A 19,842-nucleotide genomic window follows, 5' to 3' on the forward strand; every position below is an offset into this window, starting at 1 on the left:
TACCGCCGATCAGGGTGTCGTTGCCCGAGCCGCCGTTCAGGGTGTCGGCACCGGTACCGCCCAATAGCAGATCATCGTCATTACCGCCCTCTAACTGATCATCGCCTGCCCCGCCTGACAAAAGGTCATCTCCACTACTCCCACTGAGTGTGTCTTGACCTGCACCCCCTACCATTAGATCGACACCAACATAGCCACTGGCAGTGTGATCGGCGTCAGATTCGGTGAAATTTGTCACCACATACTTGATTGCAAACAGTTCATCAGCAGAATAAACGGCGCCGTTCGCAAACTCGAACTGATCAACTTGGTAGGCCGTACTGGCAAACCAGTTTGTAACCGTCAGCTGGTCATCACTACCGTTCAACTGAATCACTAAATCATTACCCGACTTGCCCAGCGTCAGGTCATCTAGCTTGATGCCGGCGGCAAAACGAATGGTGTCTGTATAGGTGCCGGTCGCAGTGGCGTCATACTGGCTTAGCGTATCTTGGCCAGAGCCAACACCAAACAGGATAGCGTCATTACCATAACCCGCGTCCAGGGTGTCGTTTCCGGCGCCACCGACTAGCGTATCGTCACCTGCCCCTCCGTTTAGATTATCGTTGCCTGTGCCTCCGTGTAATAGATCGTTTCCATTACCGCCAACCAGCCTGTCATCGCCCGCCGACCCGATAATAATATCATTCCCAGCCGACCCGACCACTTCATCGATATCATCTGAACCCCGTTGTATTGATACATTCAATAATGAAAAAGATGCATTTTCAAAGGTAAGCAATAATTCGTCCGTGAGGTTGGTTTCAGCTAAAGCCGCTGCAATGCTACTTTCAATCTCGTTTTCCAAGCCTGGCGACAGTTCGCCCAGTGCTGCCAGTGCCAGCCAGTGCTCTGACACCAAGGTCGCGTCCGTTGGGTTGGCAAACAAACTCGAAACTAATGAACCAACCAGCCCCGCATCAACAGCGCGGGGGTAAGACAACAGGTCCGTTTCGGCGTTGTAGGTCAGCCCTGGACAAACTTCGCTTAGCAATCCATTGGCCACTGCAAACTTAACCAACAGATTTCGGTACAGGTCATTGTAGGCGTCCCGATAATAGCCCCCGGTGGTCACAATCTGGCCATTCTCACGCCATTGTCCATCGCCCAGATTGAGTTCATCCAGTCCAGTATATTTCTTCAATATCCCTAACTGTTCAAGGCTAAAGGATTCACCGGCCAAATTAAATTCGACTAGACCGGTTGCAGAATTAACATTCAGACGATGATCAGGGTCTATATCCTCAATGGCGATGTTTTCGACGTTTGCCCAACTAATCAGTATGGCTTCAAAGTCGGCGCTGAGCGACTCTACAGTCGCATTCGCCAAATAGGTTAAAACATCGTCCTTTAAATTCTCATCCAGGCTCATTGCCGTGTGCAAATCCGGCATCTGGCCATAGCCTTTGATATCTGCAACGGCCAATACGTCAGGATCAATTTCCACGTTACCAACATAGCGGGTAAAGGTTGGATCAGAGGCCAACAGAACATCTGCAGCAATGCCCGTGGTTTCGGCCGCAACACCTTGTGACCCGTCTGCCCAAGTAAATGAACCCTCACGAGCAATCTGAGCATTGGCACCCAGCTCTGAGTCTACATCGGCATAATCTAGGCTGATGCTGGCAATACCTGCGTCACTCAATGATTTCAGTTCAGTGCTTTGGCTAACACCGTCGCCGTTTAAATCTTGCCAAACCTTCAGGTCTGAAAACTGCTCGTCCAGTGCATCGATAACGCCATCGGCATTGGAGTCTAAATCACTGAGCTCGTCATAACCGGTGCGCTCGGGGCTGCCAAATAATTCAGAAATATCGTTGATGGTGCCATCGGCATTGCGATCGATTGCGAGGAACGCATCATCGCCGCTTAACCAAGAGGTTTTATTGGCGAAGCCATCACCATCCAGATCAAAATAAGCGTCACTTTGATCGAGCGACATCAGTTCAATTCCATCCCCGTCTAGGTCAAGGACCAGAGGGTCGCGAGGAATGTTCTCATTCGAACCGCCACTGCCGGCGGCGGCTCCTGGGCCAGCAGTGCCGCCGGTGCCACCTTCTGAGCCTGCATCACCTTCGCCGTCTCCGGTACCGCCATCTCCGGTACCACCGTCTCCGGTACCGCCATCTCCGGTACCGCCATCTCCGGTACCGCCATCTCCGGTACCACCATCTCCGGTACCGCCATCTCCGGTACCGCCATCTCCGGTACCGCCGTCTCCGGTACCACCATCTCCGGTACCGCCATCTCCGGTACCACCGTCTCCGGTACCACCGTCTCCGGTACCACCGCCTCCGGTACCACCGTCTCCGGTACCGCCATCTCCGGTACCACCACCGCCACCACCACCGCCTGCTTCGACTGCCTTTTGAAGTGCATTCAATCGCTTAACCTCAGTCCAGACGGTTTGAGGTGTTGAGTATCCTTGGAAGTCGAAAATTCCAGCCGCCTGTAACAAAGCATCTGACATGGTGACACAGTTCATATCTCCATTATTTTTGGTTGCTTCAGGCGCTATATGATACTCCGGCGAGTTTTCGGCCTTAGAAATATTATTAAACTCGAATATAATAGAGTTATATGCCTCTTCATCAATTTCATAGGTTATACTTGCGTCAACGCGCTCTGGCTTTTCATTCTTATTCCATTTCCCTGGGCTTCCCCCAAATATGCCCCCTATAGACGCTGCGCCAAAACTCATTACCACTTTCTCCCCGTCGCTGCCGGAAACCTCTAGCCAGGTATGAACAATTCCCTTAAAGTCCAGCATTTCTTGGTCTGTGTATATCGTAACTGAATATCCCATTTAAAATAGCTCCTTAATTTCTTCAATAGCATTGATCAATATAAATTCAGCATAGGTCCCTAAAACCCCAAAAATAATATATAAAGCAACGAATATCTTGTAAATTATATTTTCTCTAATATCGAGCCCAAAAATCATATCACCTTGATCAACTACAACCCGCGCCTTACTGAAAAGCTCCTCTGACATTAATTCCGAGTATATAATGCCGACGCCCTTACAATTCTTCTTCTTCCACTCACCTAGTAGAACTTCTTTAATTCTCGTTCTGTTTTTTTCAAGCCTCTGAGATTTCAATGGAAATGCAACATCTAAACCCTGATTATCGTCACACAAAATATTAATTTTAATTCGCTCACCCTCAGTAGCACCATCAACCTGCATGTATGGTGAATACAAAATACTAACTTCATTCTCCGTCAAACCATCAAATATCAAAGAAACTTCTCTATAGTTCTTTTTAGGTAGATTAAATTCAAAACCGAACTCCGCTTCTGATATTATATATTTACTATAATCAATGTCCTTGTACTCTTTCTCGTTAATGTTTGCGACAGTTACAATACAATAAGGCGTGACCCCTATAATGCATAAAATGGTAATCGGCGTTAATATGCTTCTAATTTTCGAAATAACATAAGTGAATTTTTTATTAGCACTCATCCTCATAAACCTCTAAAGCTATATTCGATAAATGAACCGGCTCCAACCACACTCAAGACTCTATTAAAACTGTAAAATCAGCTTCTCGCCACTCTATGTCACTCAGACCAAACCAGAAAATTCCTACCGAAACCGCATAAAAACTCATGGCCATCTTATCCCCCTCATTGTCGGAAACTTCCAGCCAGGTATGAACAAAGTTTTTCATTCCTAGTATTTCTTGATCTGTATAAATCGTAACTGAATATCCCATTTAAAAAACCTCCTTTATTGTTTCAAATAAACCAAAAAAATAATAAATAAAGTAAATCCGTATTAATGTGAAAATATAAAAAAGCGCAGCAAATACCCCATAGATGAAATTACCTCTAAGATCGAGACCAAGAACCATATCGCCGCGATCCACAACAACCCGCATCTTATTGAAAAGTCCCTCTGACATTGCATCTGAATATATGACACCCGATCCCTTACACCTCTTCTTCTTCCATTCCCCAACTAAAATATGCTTTATTCTTGTTCGATTTTTTTCCAATCTTTGAGACCGCATTGAGAACGTTTCATCTAGGCCATGACCAACATCACAAATCACCTGAGCCTGAATCCTATCCCCCTCAAAAACCCTATTACTCCTCATGTATGGCGAATATAAAACATCAATATCCCTCTCAGTCAGGCCATCAAACAGTAACGAAACCTCTCTATAGTTTTTCTTAGGAAGGTCAAATTCGAAGCCGAATTCTGATGGCGAAATAATGTACTTCTTATAATCAATATCCTTATATTCCTGTTCATTTATATTCGCGACCATCACAACACAGTAGGGCGTGAACGCTATGACGCATAAAATAATAACGAATTTTAGTATGCTTTTGATTTTCTCCAGAGCAGGAGCCCATTTTCGGTTCATATTTTCTGCCATCACCTTTCCCTCAACGATTCCATACGCGTACGCATTAACGGCGACAAGAAAAACTCAATTAACCTTCGCTCACCGGTTTGAATTTCAGCCGTTACCGCCATACCCGGTTTAAATTCAACCGCCCGGGCATCCGCAAGCAGTGAACTCCTGTCCAGCCTCAACAGCATGCTGAACACCAGGCCGCGCTCCTCATCAATTATTGCGTCATGCGAGATCGACAATATTTCTGCGTCAACCACGCCATATTTGGTGAAGGGTAGCGTGTGTATTTTGACTTCCGCGGCCATACCTTCCTCTATAAAACCAATGTCTGTATTGTCGATAAAAACCTCTACTTCAACGGCCTTGCCCTCGGGAATAACACTCATCAACAGTTCAGCATCTGTTACAACGCCGCCCAAGGTATTGATGTTTATTTGCTGCACCACACCATCTACGGGTGAATAGAGTGTGAAGTAGCTCAGGCGTTGCTCCACCTTATGTTTTTCTTCAAGCAGGCTACTCAACTGCCTTTGCAGCTCCACAATCTCATCCAGGCGGCCAGACCGAACCTGTGCGGTTAGGGTCTCAATTTTCTGTTCTGCCTCGTCTTCACTCGCCGATAATTGCTGGCTGCGTTCTTGCTCGAGTTCTAAGGAGTAGGTAGCTGACAATAGGGCCTGCTGGGCGTTTAACATTTCAATTTGGGTTGTGCCGCCCGTTTCAAACAGCGCTTTAATACTGTTGTAGCGTTGCTGCTCCAGCGGCAGGCTATGCTGCAGGCTCTTCAGGGTAATGCGGTTCATTTGCTGTTCGGCATGGATGCGGGCCACGGCACTGTCCAGTTCGTTGACCGTCGCTCGGAATTCCCGCCAGTACCCTTCGAGCAGTTGGGCATCGAACTCCGTGCCCGGGTCGTTTGGGTATTCAACCGCGATAGCAGTGGGCAACTGTTTCGCCTCTGCCACTTGGGTAAGGGTAAAGTTCACGACCCGTCCATAGAAGCGCTCACGCACTCGGAGGCTACGCTCTGTTGCATGTTGGTCATTGGTGATGCGATTGAGGTCTGCTTCTGCGCTCGCCCTGTCGAGTTCTACTAACGCCTGGCCCTTGCTGACCCTATCGCCGTTACGCACATAAATTTTTGACACCGTGCCCTTTTCAAAGGGTTGAATAAACTGCACACGCTGGGTTGGTAATATCTTGCCATCTGCACTGACCACTATATTAACGTTGCCGATATAGGCCCAAGCCAGAGCAAGAAATATAAGCGCAATCAGGCCGTAAGCGAGCCATCGCGCCAACGGGTTTGGTGGTGTGGCCTGAACCGATAAGGCCGCCGGCATGAATTCATACAGGTCGGTCGCGCCTGAGTTCGCTGGGTTCAGCAGTGCTGGCTTCATTCCGATGACCCTCGGACCGGCACTGTGGGCACTCTGTCGAGTGTGATCTTGCGCTTGCCAGAGGCCACAATGTGCGGTTTCTCGTCCATCGTATTAGTGAACGGGGCTTGGCGTTGATGGGCAAATAACTCAGAGAACCGGCCGCCGCTGCGAAGCAGGTCTCTGCTTGCGCCCATCTCCACAACCGAGCCCTTTTCGACCACCATAATCTGGTTACAAAATGCGACAGCGGACAGCCTGTGTGCGATCACCAAAACGGTCCGGTTTTTACAGATGGCCTGCATATTCTCCTGTATCACCTTTTCAGATTCATAATCCAGGGCACTGGTCGCTTCGTCGAAGATGAGGATCTTGGGGTTATTAATCAGCGCTCGAGCAATCGCAATGCGCTGCCGTTGCCCTCCCGACAGGTTCGTGCCCTGCTCCTCAATCAGGGTGTCGTAGCCATTGGGTAACTCGGCGATAAAGGAGTGAGCGCCCGATAACTTGGCAACGGCGATCACCCGATCCATTGAAATGCCTGGATTGACCAAGGCGATATTTTCTCGAATTGTGCGATTGAAGAGAAAACTGTCTTGCAGCACCACGCCTATTTGGCGCCGTAAGACACTGGGATCGAGCGACGCTATATCGATACCGTCGACCGTTATGCGACCGGACTCAGGGATGTACAGCCGCTGAAGTAGCTTGGCGATGGTGCTCTTGCCTGAGCCAGAACTGCCCACAATGCCAATGGCCGTCCCGACTGCAACCGTAAAACTCACCCGGTTGAGTATTTTGCGGCCCTCAATGGCATACCGAAAATCAATATCCGTAAAGGTGACTTCGCCGTGAATATGCTCCACAGACGCCCGCGTGTTCTGGGCATTAAACTCTCTTGGCGCGTTTAGAATGTCACCGAGCCGCGCGATCGATATGCCTGCTTGTTGGAAGTCCTGCCACAGCTGCACCAACTTTAAAACCGGCCCACTCACCCGGCCTGCGATCATATTCACCGCAATCAGCTGGCCAACGCTGATTTCGCCCCTTATGACCAGATGCGCGCCAAACCACACGATACCCAGGGTCATCAATTTATTAATTAGGCCGGATGCCTGGCTGGCGATATTAGACAGATTGCTGCTTTTAAAGGAGGCCGAGACATAGCTGGATAGGTTGTCTTCCAGTCGACGTTGCATTTGGGGTTCGGCGGCCAATGCCTTGACGGTTTCAATACCGCTAATGGATTCCGTTAAGAACGACGTATTGGCGGCACTGTATTTGAACTTCTCATTCAGGCGAGACCTGAGGAGGGGTGTTATGGCAATGGACAACACGATATAGCAAGGAATGGTCGCCAGTATTACCCAGGTTAGGGTTGGGCTGTAGTACCACAGCACTGAAATAAAGATAAATACAAAAAACAGATCGATAATAAGGGTCAGCGCGGTGCCGGTAATAAAGTTGCGGATCGTATCCAATTCTTTTACCCGCGCCACATTCTGACCAATCTGCCTGGATTCGAAATACGACAATGGCAGTGCCAGCAAATGGTTGTAGAGTCTTGCGCCGAGCTCGACATCGACTCGATTGGTTGTGTGGCTAAAGAGGTAATTTCGAAACCCGCCGATAAACGCTTCGAAGAGGGCCACAATAAAAAACCCAACGGCGAGCACGTCTAGGGTAGAGAAGCCCCGATGCACAACAACCTTATCCATAACAACCTGAAAGAAGAATGGCGTGACCAGCGCAAAAAGTTGCAACACGAAGGATGCGACTAAGACTTCGGTAAATAATTTTCGGTATTTTACCAGGGAGGGCACGAACCAAGCTATATTGAATTGGCGCGTCATGGCTTCGGACAGACTGACACGTTTTGTTACAACCAGGAATTCACCGATTGCGCGCTGATTGAATTCATTCAGGCTAATGATCTCTGGCGCTTTTTGCGATAGGTCGTGAATGAGTACGCTGTCAATTTTTAGGTCTTTGCTGCGCGCTATCTTCGCGACCACAAAATATTGTCCATCCTGCCCCTTAGCCATGCATGGCAAATTGACATTCTTGAATCTAGCCAAGTCGGTGCGAACAAACTTCGCCTTTAACGACAGATGCTCAGCGGCCTGGAGCAACTGAATATCGGAGAATAGCTCTCCCTCTACCCCATATAGATGCTGCACCTGCGCTGGGCTTGCGGGTAATTGATGGAAGTTAGCAATTGAAATTAACGCTAATAGGCCTGAATCCATGGCAACCGTCGTCCTTAGAGCTCGTCGCAAATTACCTAAACGGTAGCAAAATACTGAACTTAAAGACTGCAGAACTATAAGATTAATGCCAGATATAGTACTTTAAAATGTAACCAACACGCTGGGCTGAATCAAGTAAATTTTTCGTTCGAATTGAGAAGTTGTTCACATGAAATAATTATTTTATTACTCTAAATGACCAATACAACTTAACGCTGCACAGGGGTGGGACGGGTAGCGCTGAGAACGGGGGTGTGCGATTAATACAGGCCAAGTAGAACATCCATATGGGAACCTTTACTGATATTTGGGCACCCTAAAAGGCATCCGAAACCGAATTACTCCAGACAAAAGGCCGACACATAAGCCTGACCGATATCAAGTTTCCAAGGGGCCTTGACGCGACAATGACCCCATCGAATCCCTAAGGACCCTTGATGTGACCACTTACCCGAGACTAACCCAGGAAAACCCACCCCATGACTACAGCAGCCCTTATCGCTGGCTGCATTGGACCATTGCCACCGGCTGTATCACTCTCCTCATTGCCGGGCAGCAATTTAACCTGCCGCTGTCAAATGCCTACCGCAGTGCCGGTTTGCGCTACCATTCCACTATCGGCACAGTGGTGTTGGTCTGCGCGCTCTACCTCTTTTTTAAACGCTTTATCCGCCGCGACACTCGACCGAATCACAACCTGCCCATGCTGAAAAGACTCATCGCGACCGGCGTGCATCTTGCGCTCTACTCCCTCGCCATTCTCATTCCCCTGACTGGCCTACTAACCGCCTATTATGCCGAACTGCCTGTTTTACTCCTTGGCCTATTCGATATCTCTGGTTATGCCACTGACAATGCCCTCTATACCCAGATCCGACGGGTCCACGAGCTGGCGACCTTGCTTGCCATGGCACTGTTAGTGGCCCACGTCGGGGCCGCCATCTATCACCACCGAATTCAGAAAGACCGGGTACTCAGCGCTATGGTGGATATCGATTATTATGCCGAAAAGTGGCGGGTGCTGCGCCGTAAATTGCGACGCTGATACGGGCCTTGATTGCGTCAAGCAAGATCATTGACCAAAATGTGCTGCTAGTACAGGCCGCCATTAAGCGCCCCGCTCTATAGCGAAGGGTCTCTGCCGGATAGTCTAGTCAGTTTTATGCGCCCTATGCTCGTGCACCTATGCATTGGCGTAACCGCGCCAATACTAATCTCATTGACAACTGTCTGTGATCTGGTTATAACGCTATAACTTCAGATTAACTACCAAAAAGTGGAATTCCTTATGATCCTTAATCGTTCAAGCGTCTTGTCGGCAGCAATAATATTGGGTGCGTTTTCTTTGAGCGCCTGTAACCTGGAGGATGCGGCGACTACGGTGGTCACAGCTGTGGTCGCAGCAACTGCTGCCACCCCAGAAGAGGCGGTCGTGGTACCCACAGAGCCGGTAACGAGCTTAGAATCAATCGTTGGTGTCTATTTGATTACGGAAGATTATGGTACCGATGGCATAGACGAAGGTTATATGGTGATCGATGATGCGGGCAATGTGACCTGGTATGATGATCAATCTGACACCTTTGACAAGGGAGGCAATTGCTATGTCGTCGATGATGACTATTATAACTTTGTCTTCCTGTCTGAAAACCGCTTTGATACCGATTTAGGTACGGCCACTATTACCGATAACGCGGGGGCAGGCCTGATCATTGAATTTGACGATTCGATGGAGTCCGATATAACGCTTGGCAACAGATCAAATTTGCTGGAATCTTATTTCAACACCTTAGTGTGCCCTGCAGCGTCTGAGAATCCATCGGCCAGTGATGATGGTGAGAAAACTCCGAAACAGCAAGAGAAGGAAGACAAGAAGGATTCGCAAAAAGAGAAGAAAGATTCTCACGAGAACGCAAACGACTCGGATTTTCAAGACAAGAAGGAGTCTGCCAAAGATAAGGGCGGTAAGTAAGCTCAACACCTAAGCTTTGGTGATTCCAAGAGCCCTACTGAGAACCCTTCCAGTAGGGCTTTGTTTCGACCCCATAAAGACATTCGCTAAGTCTGGGGAGGCATGCTGTATTCCAGGCGGCGCGATTCCATTGCCCAACTCCCAACCAATCTCAAGCCCCACTGCTGCCAAGCTCGCTCGGTATTTTAACTGAGCCATTAAGCTGTTAATCACCCCTTAAGATTTTTAAAATTACAAACAAAACAACAACGTCATTTTTATGACGAAAATTAACCAACAATGCGCCGGAATAAATTTCTGCGTTAGCAGGATTGCCCCCTAATAAAACTGCAATGCCCTGTTGCGAATAACGGGGTATTGCGCAGCCGCCTGCTTAGGGCCTCAACCGGATGGCGCGCGTTAAGCTGTAAAATAAATACTGCAAGGCCTGAGGTATTAGTACAAAATCGGGGCATCCATAATTTTTGCAGGCAATTGAATAGGCGGCGCGCGGGTCGAGCCCCTAGGGAAGACCGGCGGATGCAACATCGACCGCTATGGCAGCCACCTTTGCCGGTAATAACCGATACTGCACTTTTTAACTAACCGAGAAGCCCTATGAAACTTGAATCCATTGCTTTGCATGAAGGCTACACGTCAGAAGACACCACCAAGGCTGCAGCCGTCCCGATCTACCTAACAACCTCCTTCACCTTTGATGATACGCAGCACGGTGCCGACCTGTTTGACCTGAAGGTCGCGGGTAATATCTACACGCGCATAATGAATCCAACGACAGACGTCTTGGAAAAGCGCGTCGCGGCGATGGAAGGCGGCATCGGTGCCCTCTGTGTGGCGTCCGGTATGGCGGCCATTACCTATGCGATTCAATGCATCACCGAAGCGGGCGACAATATTGTTAGCACCAGCCAATTGTATGGCGGCACCTATAATTTCTTTGCCCACTCACTGCCGCGACAAGGCGTTCAAACGCGCATGGTATCGCACGATGACTTTGCCGGTTTCGAACAAGCCATCGATGACAAAACCAAGGCCATTTTTTGCGAGTCTATCGGTAACCCCGCTGGCAATATTGTCGACATCGCGCGTTTGGCTGAAATCGCCCATAAGCACGGTGTGCCGCTAATAGTCGACAACACCGTAGCCACGCCTTATCTGTGCCGCCCGTTTGAGCTCGGTGCTGATATTGTAGTGCATTCACTGACCAAATATATTGGTGGCCACGGCACCGCCATTGGCGGGGTCATTGTTGACTCGGGCAAGTTTGACTGGGTGGCCAATAAGGCGCGTTTCCCGGTTATGAATGAACCCGATCCGTCCTATCATGGTGTTGTCTACACTGAAGCACTGGGCGAGGCCGCCTATATCGGGCGCTGCCGTGTTGTGCCGTTGCGCAATACCGGCGCGGCGATTTCACCGATGAATTCATTTCAAATCCTTCAGGGCCTCGAAACACTGGGCTTGCGTATGGATCGCCATTGCGACAACGCGGAAAAATTGGCTGCCTATCTGCAAAAGCACGACAAGGTGGAATGGGTCAACTATGCCGCGCTGCCCGATAGCCCGTACTATGCAACCTGCCAGAAAATCACCCACGGCAAGGCATCGGGTATTTTAAGCTTTGGTTTGGTCGGCGGCATCGACGCCTGTGCGCGCTTTATCGATGGGCTGGAAATGATCTTGCGCCTGGTTAATATCGGCGATGCAAAGTCCTTAGCCTGCCACCCGGCGTCCACTACACACCGCCAGTTGAATGCAGAGGAATTGGCAGCCGCCGGTGTTAGCGCCGATCTGATCAGAATATCGGTTGGCATCGAACACATTGATGACATTATTGCCGACGTCGCCCAGGCGCTAGATAAGGCCTAATAACATAGGGTAACGAACTATAGTTCGACTACCCGGAGAGGGGGGTGTTTTTCAGCGAAACACCCAGCCACTCATTAGAGGCCCTGCAAAAGGGTCTTTTTTTTTACTGTATGCCCGCCCCCAAGACCCATAAAAACGCCCCATTTAACACACCTAGCAGGACCAAGCTTGCAACAAATCAGGTGGCAGTGTAGCTTAATCCCTGTTCAAAGGACTCGCCCAGAGGCGATAGAGCCGATAGGTTTACTCTTAAAAACTGCAGGTTTTTGCGACAAGGTGCACCCCAGGCCGGCAAAACGTAAAACCGTCTAAACCTATTGACTCTAAATATTTGGCAAACTTTAAACGGATCGTAAGACATCACACTGAAAAATAAATAGAAATGGAGCTTCTTTTATTATTTGACTCTAAAGTAGAGGATTGAAAAATAAGATCTACGAATTATTTCTGATTGGCTTTCCTAAAAAAGACACTCAGCTATTCCGAATCGCGTCTTATTTTTGCGAACTTCGTCGTAAGCTTTTTTGTTACCCTTGTTGTTATTAGAGGCATTTTTTCTTCCTTAATCGACTATTGGAGAAATTATGTTAACTTGGATTATTTCCCTCAGCCTGCGTATGCGCACCGTTATGATGGCCTTGGCACTCATATTATTGGTTGGCGGCGTTATGCAAATTCGCACTGTCCCGCTTGATCTCGTACCCGAGTTTTCACCCTTGTCACTAGATGTTCATACTGAGGCGCTGGGCCTGTCAACCACCGAGGTTGAGTCATTAATCACGGTGCCGCTTGAGGCTGACTTGCTCAATGGAGTGCCCTGGTTAGACTCGATCGAGTCAGAATCGATTACCAGTTTGTCGGCCATCGAGATGTTTTTCGCACCCGGGACCGACCTCATGCAAGCCCGCCAAATGGTGCAAGAACGGCTCACCCAGGCCCATGCCCTGCCAAATGTATCCAACCCGCCGGTGATGCTGCAACCGGTCTCGTCCTCTAGTCGGGTGATGAATATCGGCCTGAATTCAAAAACCGTATCGCTTATCGACATGTCGGTCCTGGCACGCTGGAATATCGTACCGCGCCTTGTCGGGGTGCCCGGCGTCGCTAACGTGTCGGTTTGGGGATTGCGCAACAAACAGGTCCAGGTGCAGGTGAATCCGGCAACCTTACACGCTAATAATATTACCCTAGAGCAAATTGTTAAGACCGCAGGGGAATCGGTCTGGGCCTCACCGCTGACCTATCTTAATTCGTCGACGCCCGGTTCCGGTGGCTTTATCGATACGCCCAACCAGCGCCTCGGGGTTCGCCATATTTCGCCCACCGCCACGCCGGAAAGTTTTTCTCAGGTCCCGGTGTTTGGCACCGCCATCCCGCTGCATCAGGTCGCCCATGTAATTGAGGCCAATCAACCACTTATCGGCGATGCGATTTTCAAAACCGGTAGTGGCTTACTGCTGGCGATCGACAAGTTTCCCGGGGCCAATACCATAGAGGTCACACACGGTGTCGAGGCCGCGTTACTTGAGCTGAGCCCCGGCATGCAGGGTATTGAGGTCGACAGCCATATTTACCGACCCGCCAGTTTTATAGAGCGGGCGGCTGAGAACCTGGGCACAGGTATCGCCGTTGCCTATATGCTGCTGCTGATTGCGTTTGCGAGTCTATTCGCCAACTGGCGCGTTACCCTGATCGCAGCGGTGGTGGTACCGCTGTCAGGTTTTTCGGCCATTTGGGCCCTCAATGCGTGGGGCGCCGATACCAATATGATGATGATTGCCGGCCTGACCCTTGCTATTGCCGTAATAGTCGGCGATGCGGTCCTGAGCCTAGACACTATCGTTCGACGACTCGGGGCGGCAGACGGCATTGCAAACAAGAAGACCGACTTTGCCATCATCGTTACGGCAGCCCGGGAGGCTTGCAGCCCGCTCTTGTATGCCACCCTGATGCTACTGCTCGCGGTTGTGCCGCTGTTATTTATGCACGGCACAATGGCACCATTTTTTAAACCCATGATCTGGGCCTACGCCGTCGCGGTATTGGCGTCACTGACTGTCGCATTGGTTTTGACACCTGCGCTGTGTCTTTTGCTATTAGGCGGCGCTCCGGTAGCGGAACGCACTTACTCAAGGTTGATGGACAAATTAAATGGCCTGTCCGAGGTGCTCGTGAATGCAACGTTGGCTAAACTCTGGCCAACGATCTTACTGGCAGTGGTCGGCCTGGGCGTGGGTCTATTCGTCTGGAACCAGGCTGAACACGCTTACCTGCCGATCTTTAATGAAACCGATATAGTGGTTGAGATTGACGCGCCGGCTGGTACCTCGCTGCCAGCTATGAGCCAGATCACCCAAGACCTGATTAACGAAATCCTTGCCATTCCGGGGGTCCGAAATGCTGCTGCACAGGTGGGTCGTGCCGTCTTTTCCGCCGAGGTGTCAGATGTCGACTCCGCCGAAATCTGGGTCAGTATCGACCTGGATGCCCAGTACGAAGAGACTCTCGCTAAAATTCAATCGGTCGCGAACGCTCGGCCAAATATTAGCGCCGAAGTCAGCTCATTTCTATCAAAGCGAATATTGGAAACCCTGACCGGGGATGATGAAACCATCAGCGTACGAGTGTTTGGTCACGACTATGCCATCCTGCAAGCCAAGGCGGAAGAAATCCGCACCCTGCTTGAAAAAATCGAGGGCATAACCAACCCTCTGATCGAGGCGCATGCGGAAAAAACCACGATTGAGGTTGTGGTCGATCTCGACCGCGCCCGGCGATACGGTTTAAAGCCAGGCGATGTCCGGCGCGCTGCCTCGACTCTGGTGCAAGGCATTACCGTAGGGGCATTGTTTGAAGACCAAAAGGTATTTGATGTGGTCGTGGTCGGTAGTGACACTATTCATACCAATTTAGACGACGTGCGTAATTTGCTAATCGATGCGGTGACCGGTGAACAGGTTCGTTTGGGCGACGTAGCCGATGTCAGAGTCGTGTCGGCACCTAGCGTCATTCTACGCCAAGGGGTGTCACGCAGACTCGATATAGTGGCTGATATTAGCGGCCGAGATGTTGGTGCAGTGTCGCGCGAAGTCGCGCGTACTATTCAAGGCATGTCATTTCCATTTGAATACCACGCCCATGTTTTGGGTGAATACTTTCAACAAAAAACGGCTCTGCAATCCTTATACAGAAATTTTTTCGCGGTGGCGTTGATTATATTTTTATTGCTGCAGGCGGCCTTTGGCAGTTGGAAAATGGCTCTATTGAGCATGGTGGGTATCCCCATAACGCTACTGGGCGGATTTTTGGTGGTGATGCCCAGTGGCTATTTCTCACTCGGCTCGATGGTCGGCCTGGGCATTGCTTTGAGCTTCAGCGTGCGCAATGGCGTAACGCTAATACGCGCGTTTCAATGGCGGCAGTTGCAAGGTACGCCCTTTGGTGCGCTCTTAGTGCGCTCGGTTATGGCTGAGCGAATGCCGGCTCTGCTGATCAGCGCGCTGGTTCTGGCGGCCCTGTCTTTTCCCTTCATCGTCTTGGGCAATATAGCCGGCCTGGAAATTCTCCACGCTTCGGCCAGTGTCATGCTGGGTGGGTTGGTCAGTGCACTGGTGCTGGTCTTATGTTGCATCCCGGCACTTTACCTACGCTTTGGCGCCGACGCCGGTCGGGACACGCTGGGCTTGGGCGACTTGGCGCAGAATACGTCCGCTAACACATCAACCCCTTCGCTTGAGTCGGGAGCATCGTTATGAAACGACCGACTACCACCCAATCCATCGTGCTGCGGCTCCCGGCACTGCTCTTAGCTTTTTGGTCGCTGGCTGCTGCGAGCGCAGACTCGGGCACCACGGCAGTCAGCATCACTGAGACTATTGACGGGTCCGATGGCAAAAAAATTACCCTTATACAACACGCCGTTGACCGGCTCGATATTCAGTTGAGTGAAATTCGCAGCGATGCTTTGGGTCAATTAACCATGCCTTATGCAGCGCTGTGGTATGACCAATGGGGGGCAACTTGGGTTTATATCAATCCGGAACCGCGTGTCTTTTTACGCGCCGCAGTAGAGGTCGTATCGATTTCCGATGATGTGGTTTTTTTAGCATCCGGGCCGTCAGTCGGCACCCCGGTGGTCATCGTCGGCGCAGCTGAATTGCACGGCATCGAAAGCGGTGTTGGACACTAACCGTCAAAACCTATCAGAGGATAATATTATGATGGCATGGATCATAGGAACCAGTTTGCGCTTTCGTTTTGTCGTTATCGCATTGGGTATTTGTTTAATGTATTTCGGTGTACTGCGCCTGCGCGATATGCCGGTCGATGTATTTCCAGAATTTGCGCCGGCGAAAGTCGAAATTCAAACCATAGCGCTCGGCCTATCGCCGGCAGAGGTTGAGTCGCTCATCACCGTACCGCTGGAAAACGCCTTGGCAGGCGTACCCGGTGTAACCACCTTGCGTTCGAAATCGGTGCCGCAACTGTCTTCGGTGGTGGCTATTTTTGAAGCCGGTGTGGATGAGTTATTAACCCGCCAGTTGGTTGCCGAGCGTGTGGCAATGGCAACGCCCAACTTACCCAGATGGGCCGCGCCGCCGTTTATGATGCCCCCGCTATCGTCCACAAGTCGGGTGATGAAAATAGGCATTACCTCGCCGGACCATTCGGTTATGGATCTGTCCATGCTAGCGTATTGGACCATTCGCGCCCGTTTACTAGGGGTGCCCGGTGTTGCCAATATCGCGATCTGGGGTGAACAGCTAAAAATGGTGCAAGTGCAGGTCGACTTAGCACGCATGGCCGCAGTGGATGTGACCCTGGATGAAATTCAGGAGGCCGTCTCCGACAGCCTGGATGTCGGTCTGCTGCGTTACTCCGATGGAGCCCATATTGGCACCGGTGGTTTTATCGAGACAGCCGACCAGCGCTTTGAAATAGTGCTGACCTCGGCCAGTCAGACGCCTGAAACCCTGGCGCAAGTGCCAATCACCATAAAAAGTGGCCAGCCCATTTTATTAGGCGATGTGGCCGATATTGTCTTTGGACCCCAAGCACCCATTGGTGACGCCGTAATCAATGACGGTCCCGGGTTGATGTTAATTGTCGAGAAGTTTCCATGGGGCAATACCTTGGCGGTAACACTCGGGGTTGAGTCCGCACTCGAGGAGATGAAACCGGGTTTGCCCGGCGTCGAGCTCGATACGCAGATATTCCGCCCAGCAACCTTTATCGAAGACTCCATCGACAACCTGTCCAATGCGCTGCTACTGGGGTGTGTGTTGGTGATCTTGGTAATGATCCTATTCTTATATGAATGGCGGGCGGCATTGATTGCCACAGCCGCCATTCCCCTATCTCTGCTGACCGCAGGCTGGGTGATTGCTGCCACCGGCGTGTCGATGAATACCATGGTCTTGGCGGGTTTTGTCATTGCGATTGGCGCGGTGGTCGACGACGCCATTATCGACATCGAAAATATTTTGCGTCGGGTCCGTTTGGAACACGCCGCCGGCAGCTCCCGTTCGCTTGCGCGCATTGTGCTTGATGCATCGTTGGAAGTGCGCCGACCCATTGTCTATGCGACCTTTATCGTGGTGATGGCAGTGATGCCGGTACTTTTTATGGAGGGCTTGTCGGGCGCTTTTTTCAAACCCTTAGTGCTGTCCTATGTGCTGGCCATCCTCTCCTCCCTGGTAGTTGCCATAACCGTCACACCGGCACTGGGTTTAATCTTGCTGCGCAAGGCGCCGCTGACGGGCCGGCAATCCCCGCTGGTGACATGGCTGTCGACCGGCTATCGGGCAATCTTAGAAAAAACCACCCGCGGTCCCGCCTTTGCGCTCAGCCTGGTCGCAATTGTCACGGTCGGCGGTGCCGCCCTTTGGCCTCTGCTGGGCCATTCCCTATTGCCATCCTTTAAGGAACGCGACTTTCTCATGCACTGGGTCACCCCACCGGCTACCTCTCATGGTGAAATGGTGCGCATTACCACTCGTGCCAGCACAGAGTTACGCTCAATCCCCGGCGTGCGTAATTTTGGCGCCCATATCGGCCAAGCATTTGCCGCCGATGAAGTAGTGGGCATTAATTTTGGCGAAAATTGGATCAGCATTTCACCCGATGTCGATTATGCGGCAACGGTTGCTGCGGTTGATGAGGTGGTGAAGGGCTATCCGGGGCTCTATCGTGATCTACAGACCTATCTAAAAGAGCGCATCCGAGAAGTACTGACCGGATCCGGCGAAGCCATAGTGGTCCGGCTCTTTGGGACTGACCTAGAGATTTTGCGGGACAAAGCCGAGGAAGTCCGTCTGGCGATGTCGACCGTCGAGGGTATGGAGCATTTGCATAAAGAGCTAATCGTGGAGGTGCCCGAAATTCAGGTGCGCTTGAAACTGGCCGAGGCACGCCGCTATGGCCTTAAACCGGGCGATGTCCGGCGTGCCTCGGCGGCCTTCTTGGCAGGCGAGGAGGTGGGGGATATTTTCAACACTGGCCGGACCTACGACGTCCAGGTTTGGACCCTACCCAAGTGGCGCAATAGCCTAACCGCATTACAGGACATGCTAATCGACACCCCAACCGGCGCACGCGTCCGCTTGGTCGACGTGGCCGACATACGGATTGCGCCGAGCCCGAATGTTATAAAGCGCGAAGGCGGTTCGCGGCGCATCGATGTGCAGGCCAATGTCACCGGCCGCGACCTGGAGTCGGTCGCCCAGGATGTGCAAACCCGTCTTGATAAGATTGACTTCCCCATTGGCTATCGAGCCGTTCTGCAGGGGGAGTACGTTGAACTCAAGGCAGCTCGCACGCGCATATTGCTGTTCTCCGGTTTTGCGCTCATCGCTATTTTATTGCTCTTGCAGCTGACCTTTAGGAGTTGGCGATTGGCATGGCTGTCCATCCTAACCTTACCCTTCGCGCTGGTCGGCGGTGTGGCGGCGGCCTATATAGCCGGGGGTGTTGTGTCGCTGGGATCCCTGGTTGGCTTCCTCACGGTGCTCGGCATCGCCGCCCGAAACGGCATCATGCTGTTATGCCATTTTCAGCACTTGGAGCGCCATGAAGGTCAACCGTTCGGCATCCAACTGGTACTGCGCGGCGCGCAGGAGCGCTTGTCGCCGATCTTAATGACTGCCGGTGCCTCAGGGTTGGCTGTATTACCCCTGGTGCTGTTCGGCAACCTACCCGGTCATGAAATTGAGTATCCGATGGCAGTCGTCATTCTGGGCGGCCTATTGACCTCGACCCTGCTCAATCTCTTTATTGTGCCCACGCTCTATTTACGCTTCGGAGAAGGGACGGCTAGTGGACCAGAGGAGGAGAACAAAGCACTGCTGGCATCAGCGTGAAATAACAGAACGGCCATCATCACCATCTTCGATAGACCCATGTCTCCACATTTGGGCATCGCCGCGGCGGCGGTCATACTGCCGATTTTCGATGTATTCATCGCCCTCTGGCCGGTCAAAGGAGGGCCGTGAAGGCACCAAATGGCTGGGCGCAGCGCCAATTTTCGATTGCATATCGGAATCCCACTTGTCCAGATATAGCTCCAAACCATACATCCAAAAGAAATCCATCCAAATATTTTGGCAGGGTGCTCCTTCAATTCTCGTTTAATAACATAAAACATAGGGAAAGTATTATTTAAATCCACTGCATATGGAATTCATAGGTGGGGCTTGAATTCTATATTTCATTCACATCAGGCAGATCCATAGAAGTAAATTACCCATAAGGTTTGCAATAACGTTCAGGGATTATTAATGCCTGCGAATAGCACCAGGAAAAATCAAGGAGAATGCCATGGACTATATCGGGTACTTGCCATTGTGAAACAGAACGACCAACTAATAGGTGATGAATTTTTTAGCCAACCGACAGCGTATTCGCTAATTACAGCAACAGTTATCGTATTTATTGTCGCCGCCATTGTTTTATTCGTAGATGGG

The 19,842-nt window shown here is 50.8% G+C and carries 13 protein-coding genes; 6 read left to right on the forward strand and 7 right to left on the reverse strand.

Features of this window, described 5'->3' with window-relative positions:
- From AC4FIC_RS08325 to AC4FIC_RS08355, 7 genes are all read right to left on the reverse strand, one after another.
- The coding region (locus tag AC4FIC_RS08325) for a calcium-binding protein (protein ID WP_490359396.1) at positions 1–1,981 on the reverse strand (1,981 nt) is incomplete at its 3' end.
- Positions 1,982–2,001: 20 nt separating this feature from the next.
- Positions 2,002–2,418 carry a hypothetical protein gene (locus tag AC4FIC_RS08330; protein WP_145980308.1) on the reverse strand — a complete coding sequence of 139 codons (417 nt, stop codon included), beginning with the start codon at positions 2,416–2,418 and terminating at the stop codon, positions 2,002–2,004.
- A gap of 427 nt (positions 2,419–2,845) precedes the next feature.
- Positions 2,846–3,508, reverse strand: coding sequence for a hypothetical protein (locus tag AC4FIC_RS08335; RefSeq protein WP_100258279.1), 663 nt, complete (start codon positions 3,506–3,508; stop codon positions 2,846–2,848).
- Between the two features lie 52 nt (positions 3,509–3,560).
- The gene (locus AC4FIC_RS08340) at positions 3,561–3,761 is read right to left on the reverse strand and encodes a hypothetical protein (RefSeq protein WP_100258280.1); all 201 of its coding nucleotides are present in this window, start codon (positions 3,759–3,761) and stop codon (positions 3,561–3,563) included.
- Positions 3,762–4,430 carry a hypothetical protein gene (locus AC4FIC_RS08345; protein ID WP_100258281.1) on the reverse strand — a complete coding sequence of 223 codons (669 nt, stop codon included), beginning with the start codon at positions 4,428–4,430 and terminating at the stop codon, positions 3,762–3,764.
- On the reverse strand, positions 4,430–5,812 hold the full coding sequence (locus AC4FIC_RS08350) for an HlyD family type I secretion periplasmic adaptor subunit (protein ID WP_100258282.1): 1,383 nt from the start codon (positions 5,810–5,812) through the stop codon (positions 4,430–4,432). The genes AC4FIC_RS08345 and AC4FIC_RS08350 overlap by 1 nt, the downstream gene beginning before the upstream one ends.
- Positions 5,809–8,040 (reverse strand): type I secretion system permease/ATPase, encoded by a 2,232-nt coding sequence (locus tag AC4FIC_RS08355; RefSeq protein WP_476194605.1) that lies wholly within the window; start codon positions 8,038–8,040, stop codon positions 5,809–5,811. The genes AC4FIC_RS08350 and AC4FIC_RS08355 overlap by 4 nt, the downstream gene beginning before the upstream one ends.
- A gap of 439 nt (positions 8,041–8,479) precedes the next feature.
- Here AC4FIC_RS08355 and AC4FIC_RS08360 point away from each other — a divergent pair, with 439 nt between their 5' ends.
- The 6 genes from AC4FIC_RS08360 to AC4FIC_RS08385 all read left to right on the forward strand — a co-directional run bounded on the left by AC4FIC_RS08360 (position 8,480) and on the right by AC4FIC_RS08385 (position 19,239).
- The gene (locus AC4FIC_RS08360; RefSeq protein WP_158524403.1) at positions 8,480–9,085 is read left to right on the forward strand and encodes a cytochrome b; all 606 of its coding nucleotides are present in this window, start codon (positions 8,480–8,482) and stop codon (positions 9,083–9,085) included.
- 243 nt (positions 9,086–9,328) lie between these two features.
- Positions 9,329–10,012: a hypothetical protein gene (locus AC4FIC_RS08365; protein WP_100258285.1), complete on the forward strand. Its 684-nt coding sequence runs from the start codon at positions 9,329–9,331 to the stop codon at positions 10,010–10,012.
- A 597-nt stretch (positions 10,013–10,609) separates the two neighbouring features.
- Positions 10,610–11,881 (forward strand): O-acetylhomoserine aminocarboxypropyltransferase/cysteine synthase family protein, encoded by a 1,272-nt coding sequence (locus AC4FIC_RS08370; RefSeq protein ID WP_100258287.1) that lies wholly within the window; start codon positions 10,610–10,612, stop codon positions 11,879–11,881.
- A 584-nt stretch (positions 11,882–12,465) separates the two neighbouring features.
- Complete coding sequence (locus tag AC4FIC_RS08375; RefSeq protein ID WP_476451691.1) at positions 12,466–15,636, forward strand: efflux RND transporter permease subunit; 3,171 nt, start codon at positions 12,466–12,468, stop codon at positions 15,634–15,636.
- Positions 15,633–16,070 carry a hypothetical protein gene (locus AC4FIC_RS08380; protein ID WP_100258289.1) on the forward strand — a complete coding sequence of 146 codons (438 nt, stop codon included), beginning with the start codon at positions 15,633–15,635 and terminating at the stop codon, positions 16,068–16,070. The genes AC4FIC_RS08375 and AC4FIC_RS08380 overlap by 4 nt, the downstream gene beginning before the upstream one ends.
- Before the next feature lie 28 nt (positions 16,071–16,098).
- Positions 16,099–19,239: an efflux RND transporter permease subunit gene (locus tag AC4FIC_RS08385; protein ID WP_490359397.1), complete on the forward strand. Its 3,141-nt coding sequence runs from the start codon at positions 16,099–16,101 to the stop codon at positions 19,237–19,239.
- Positions 19,240–19,842: the final 603 nt, after the last annotated feature.

The sequence above is a fragment of the Reinekea sp. genome (genome assembly GCF_982785585.1).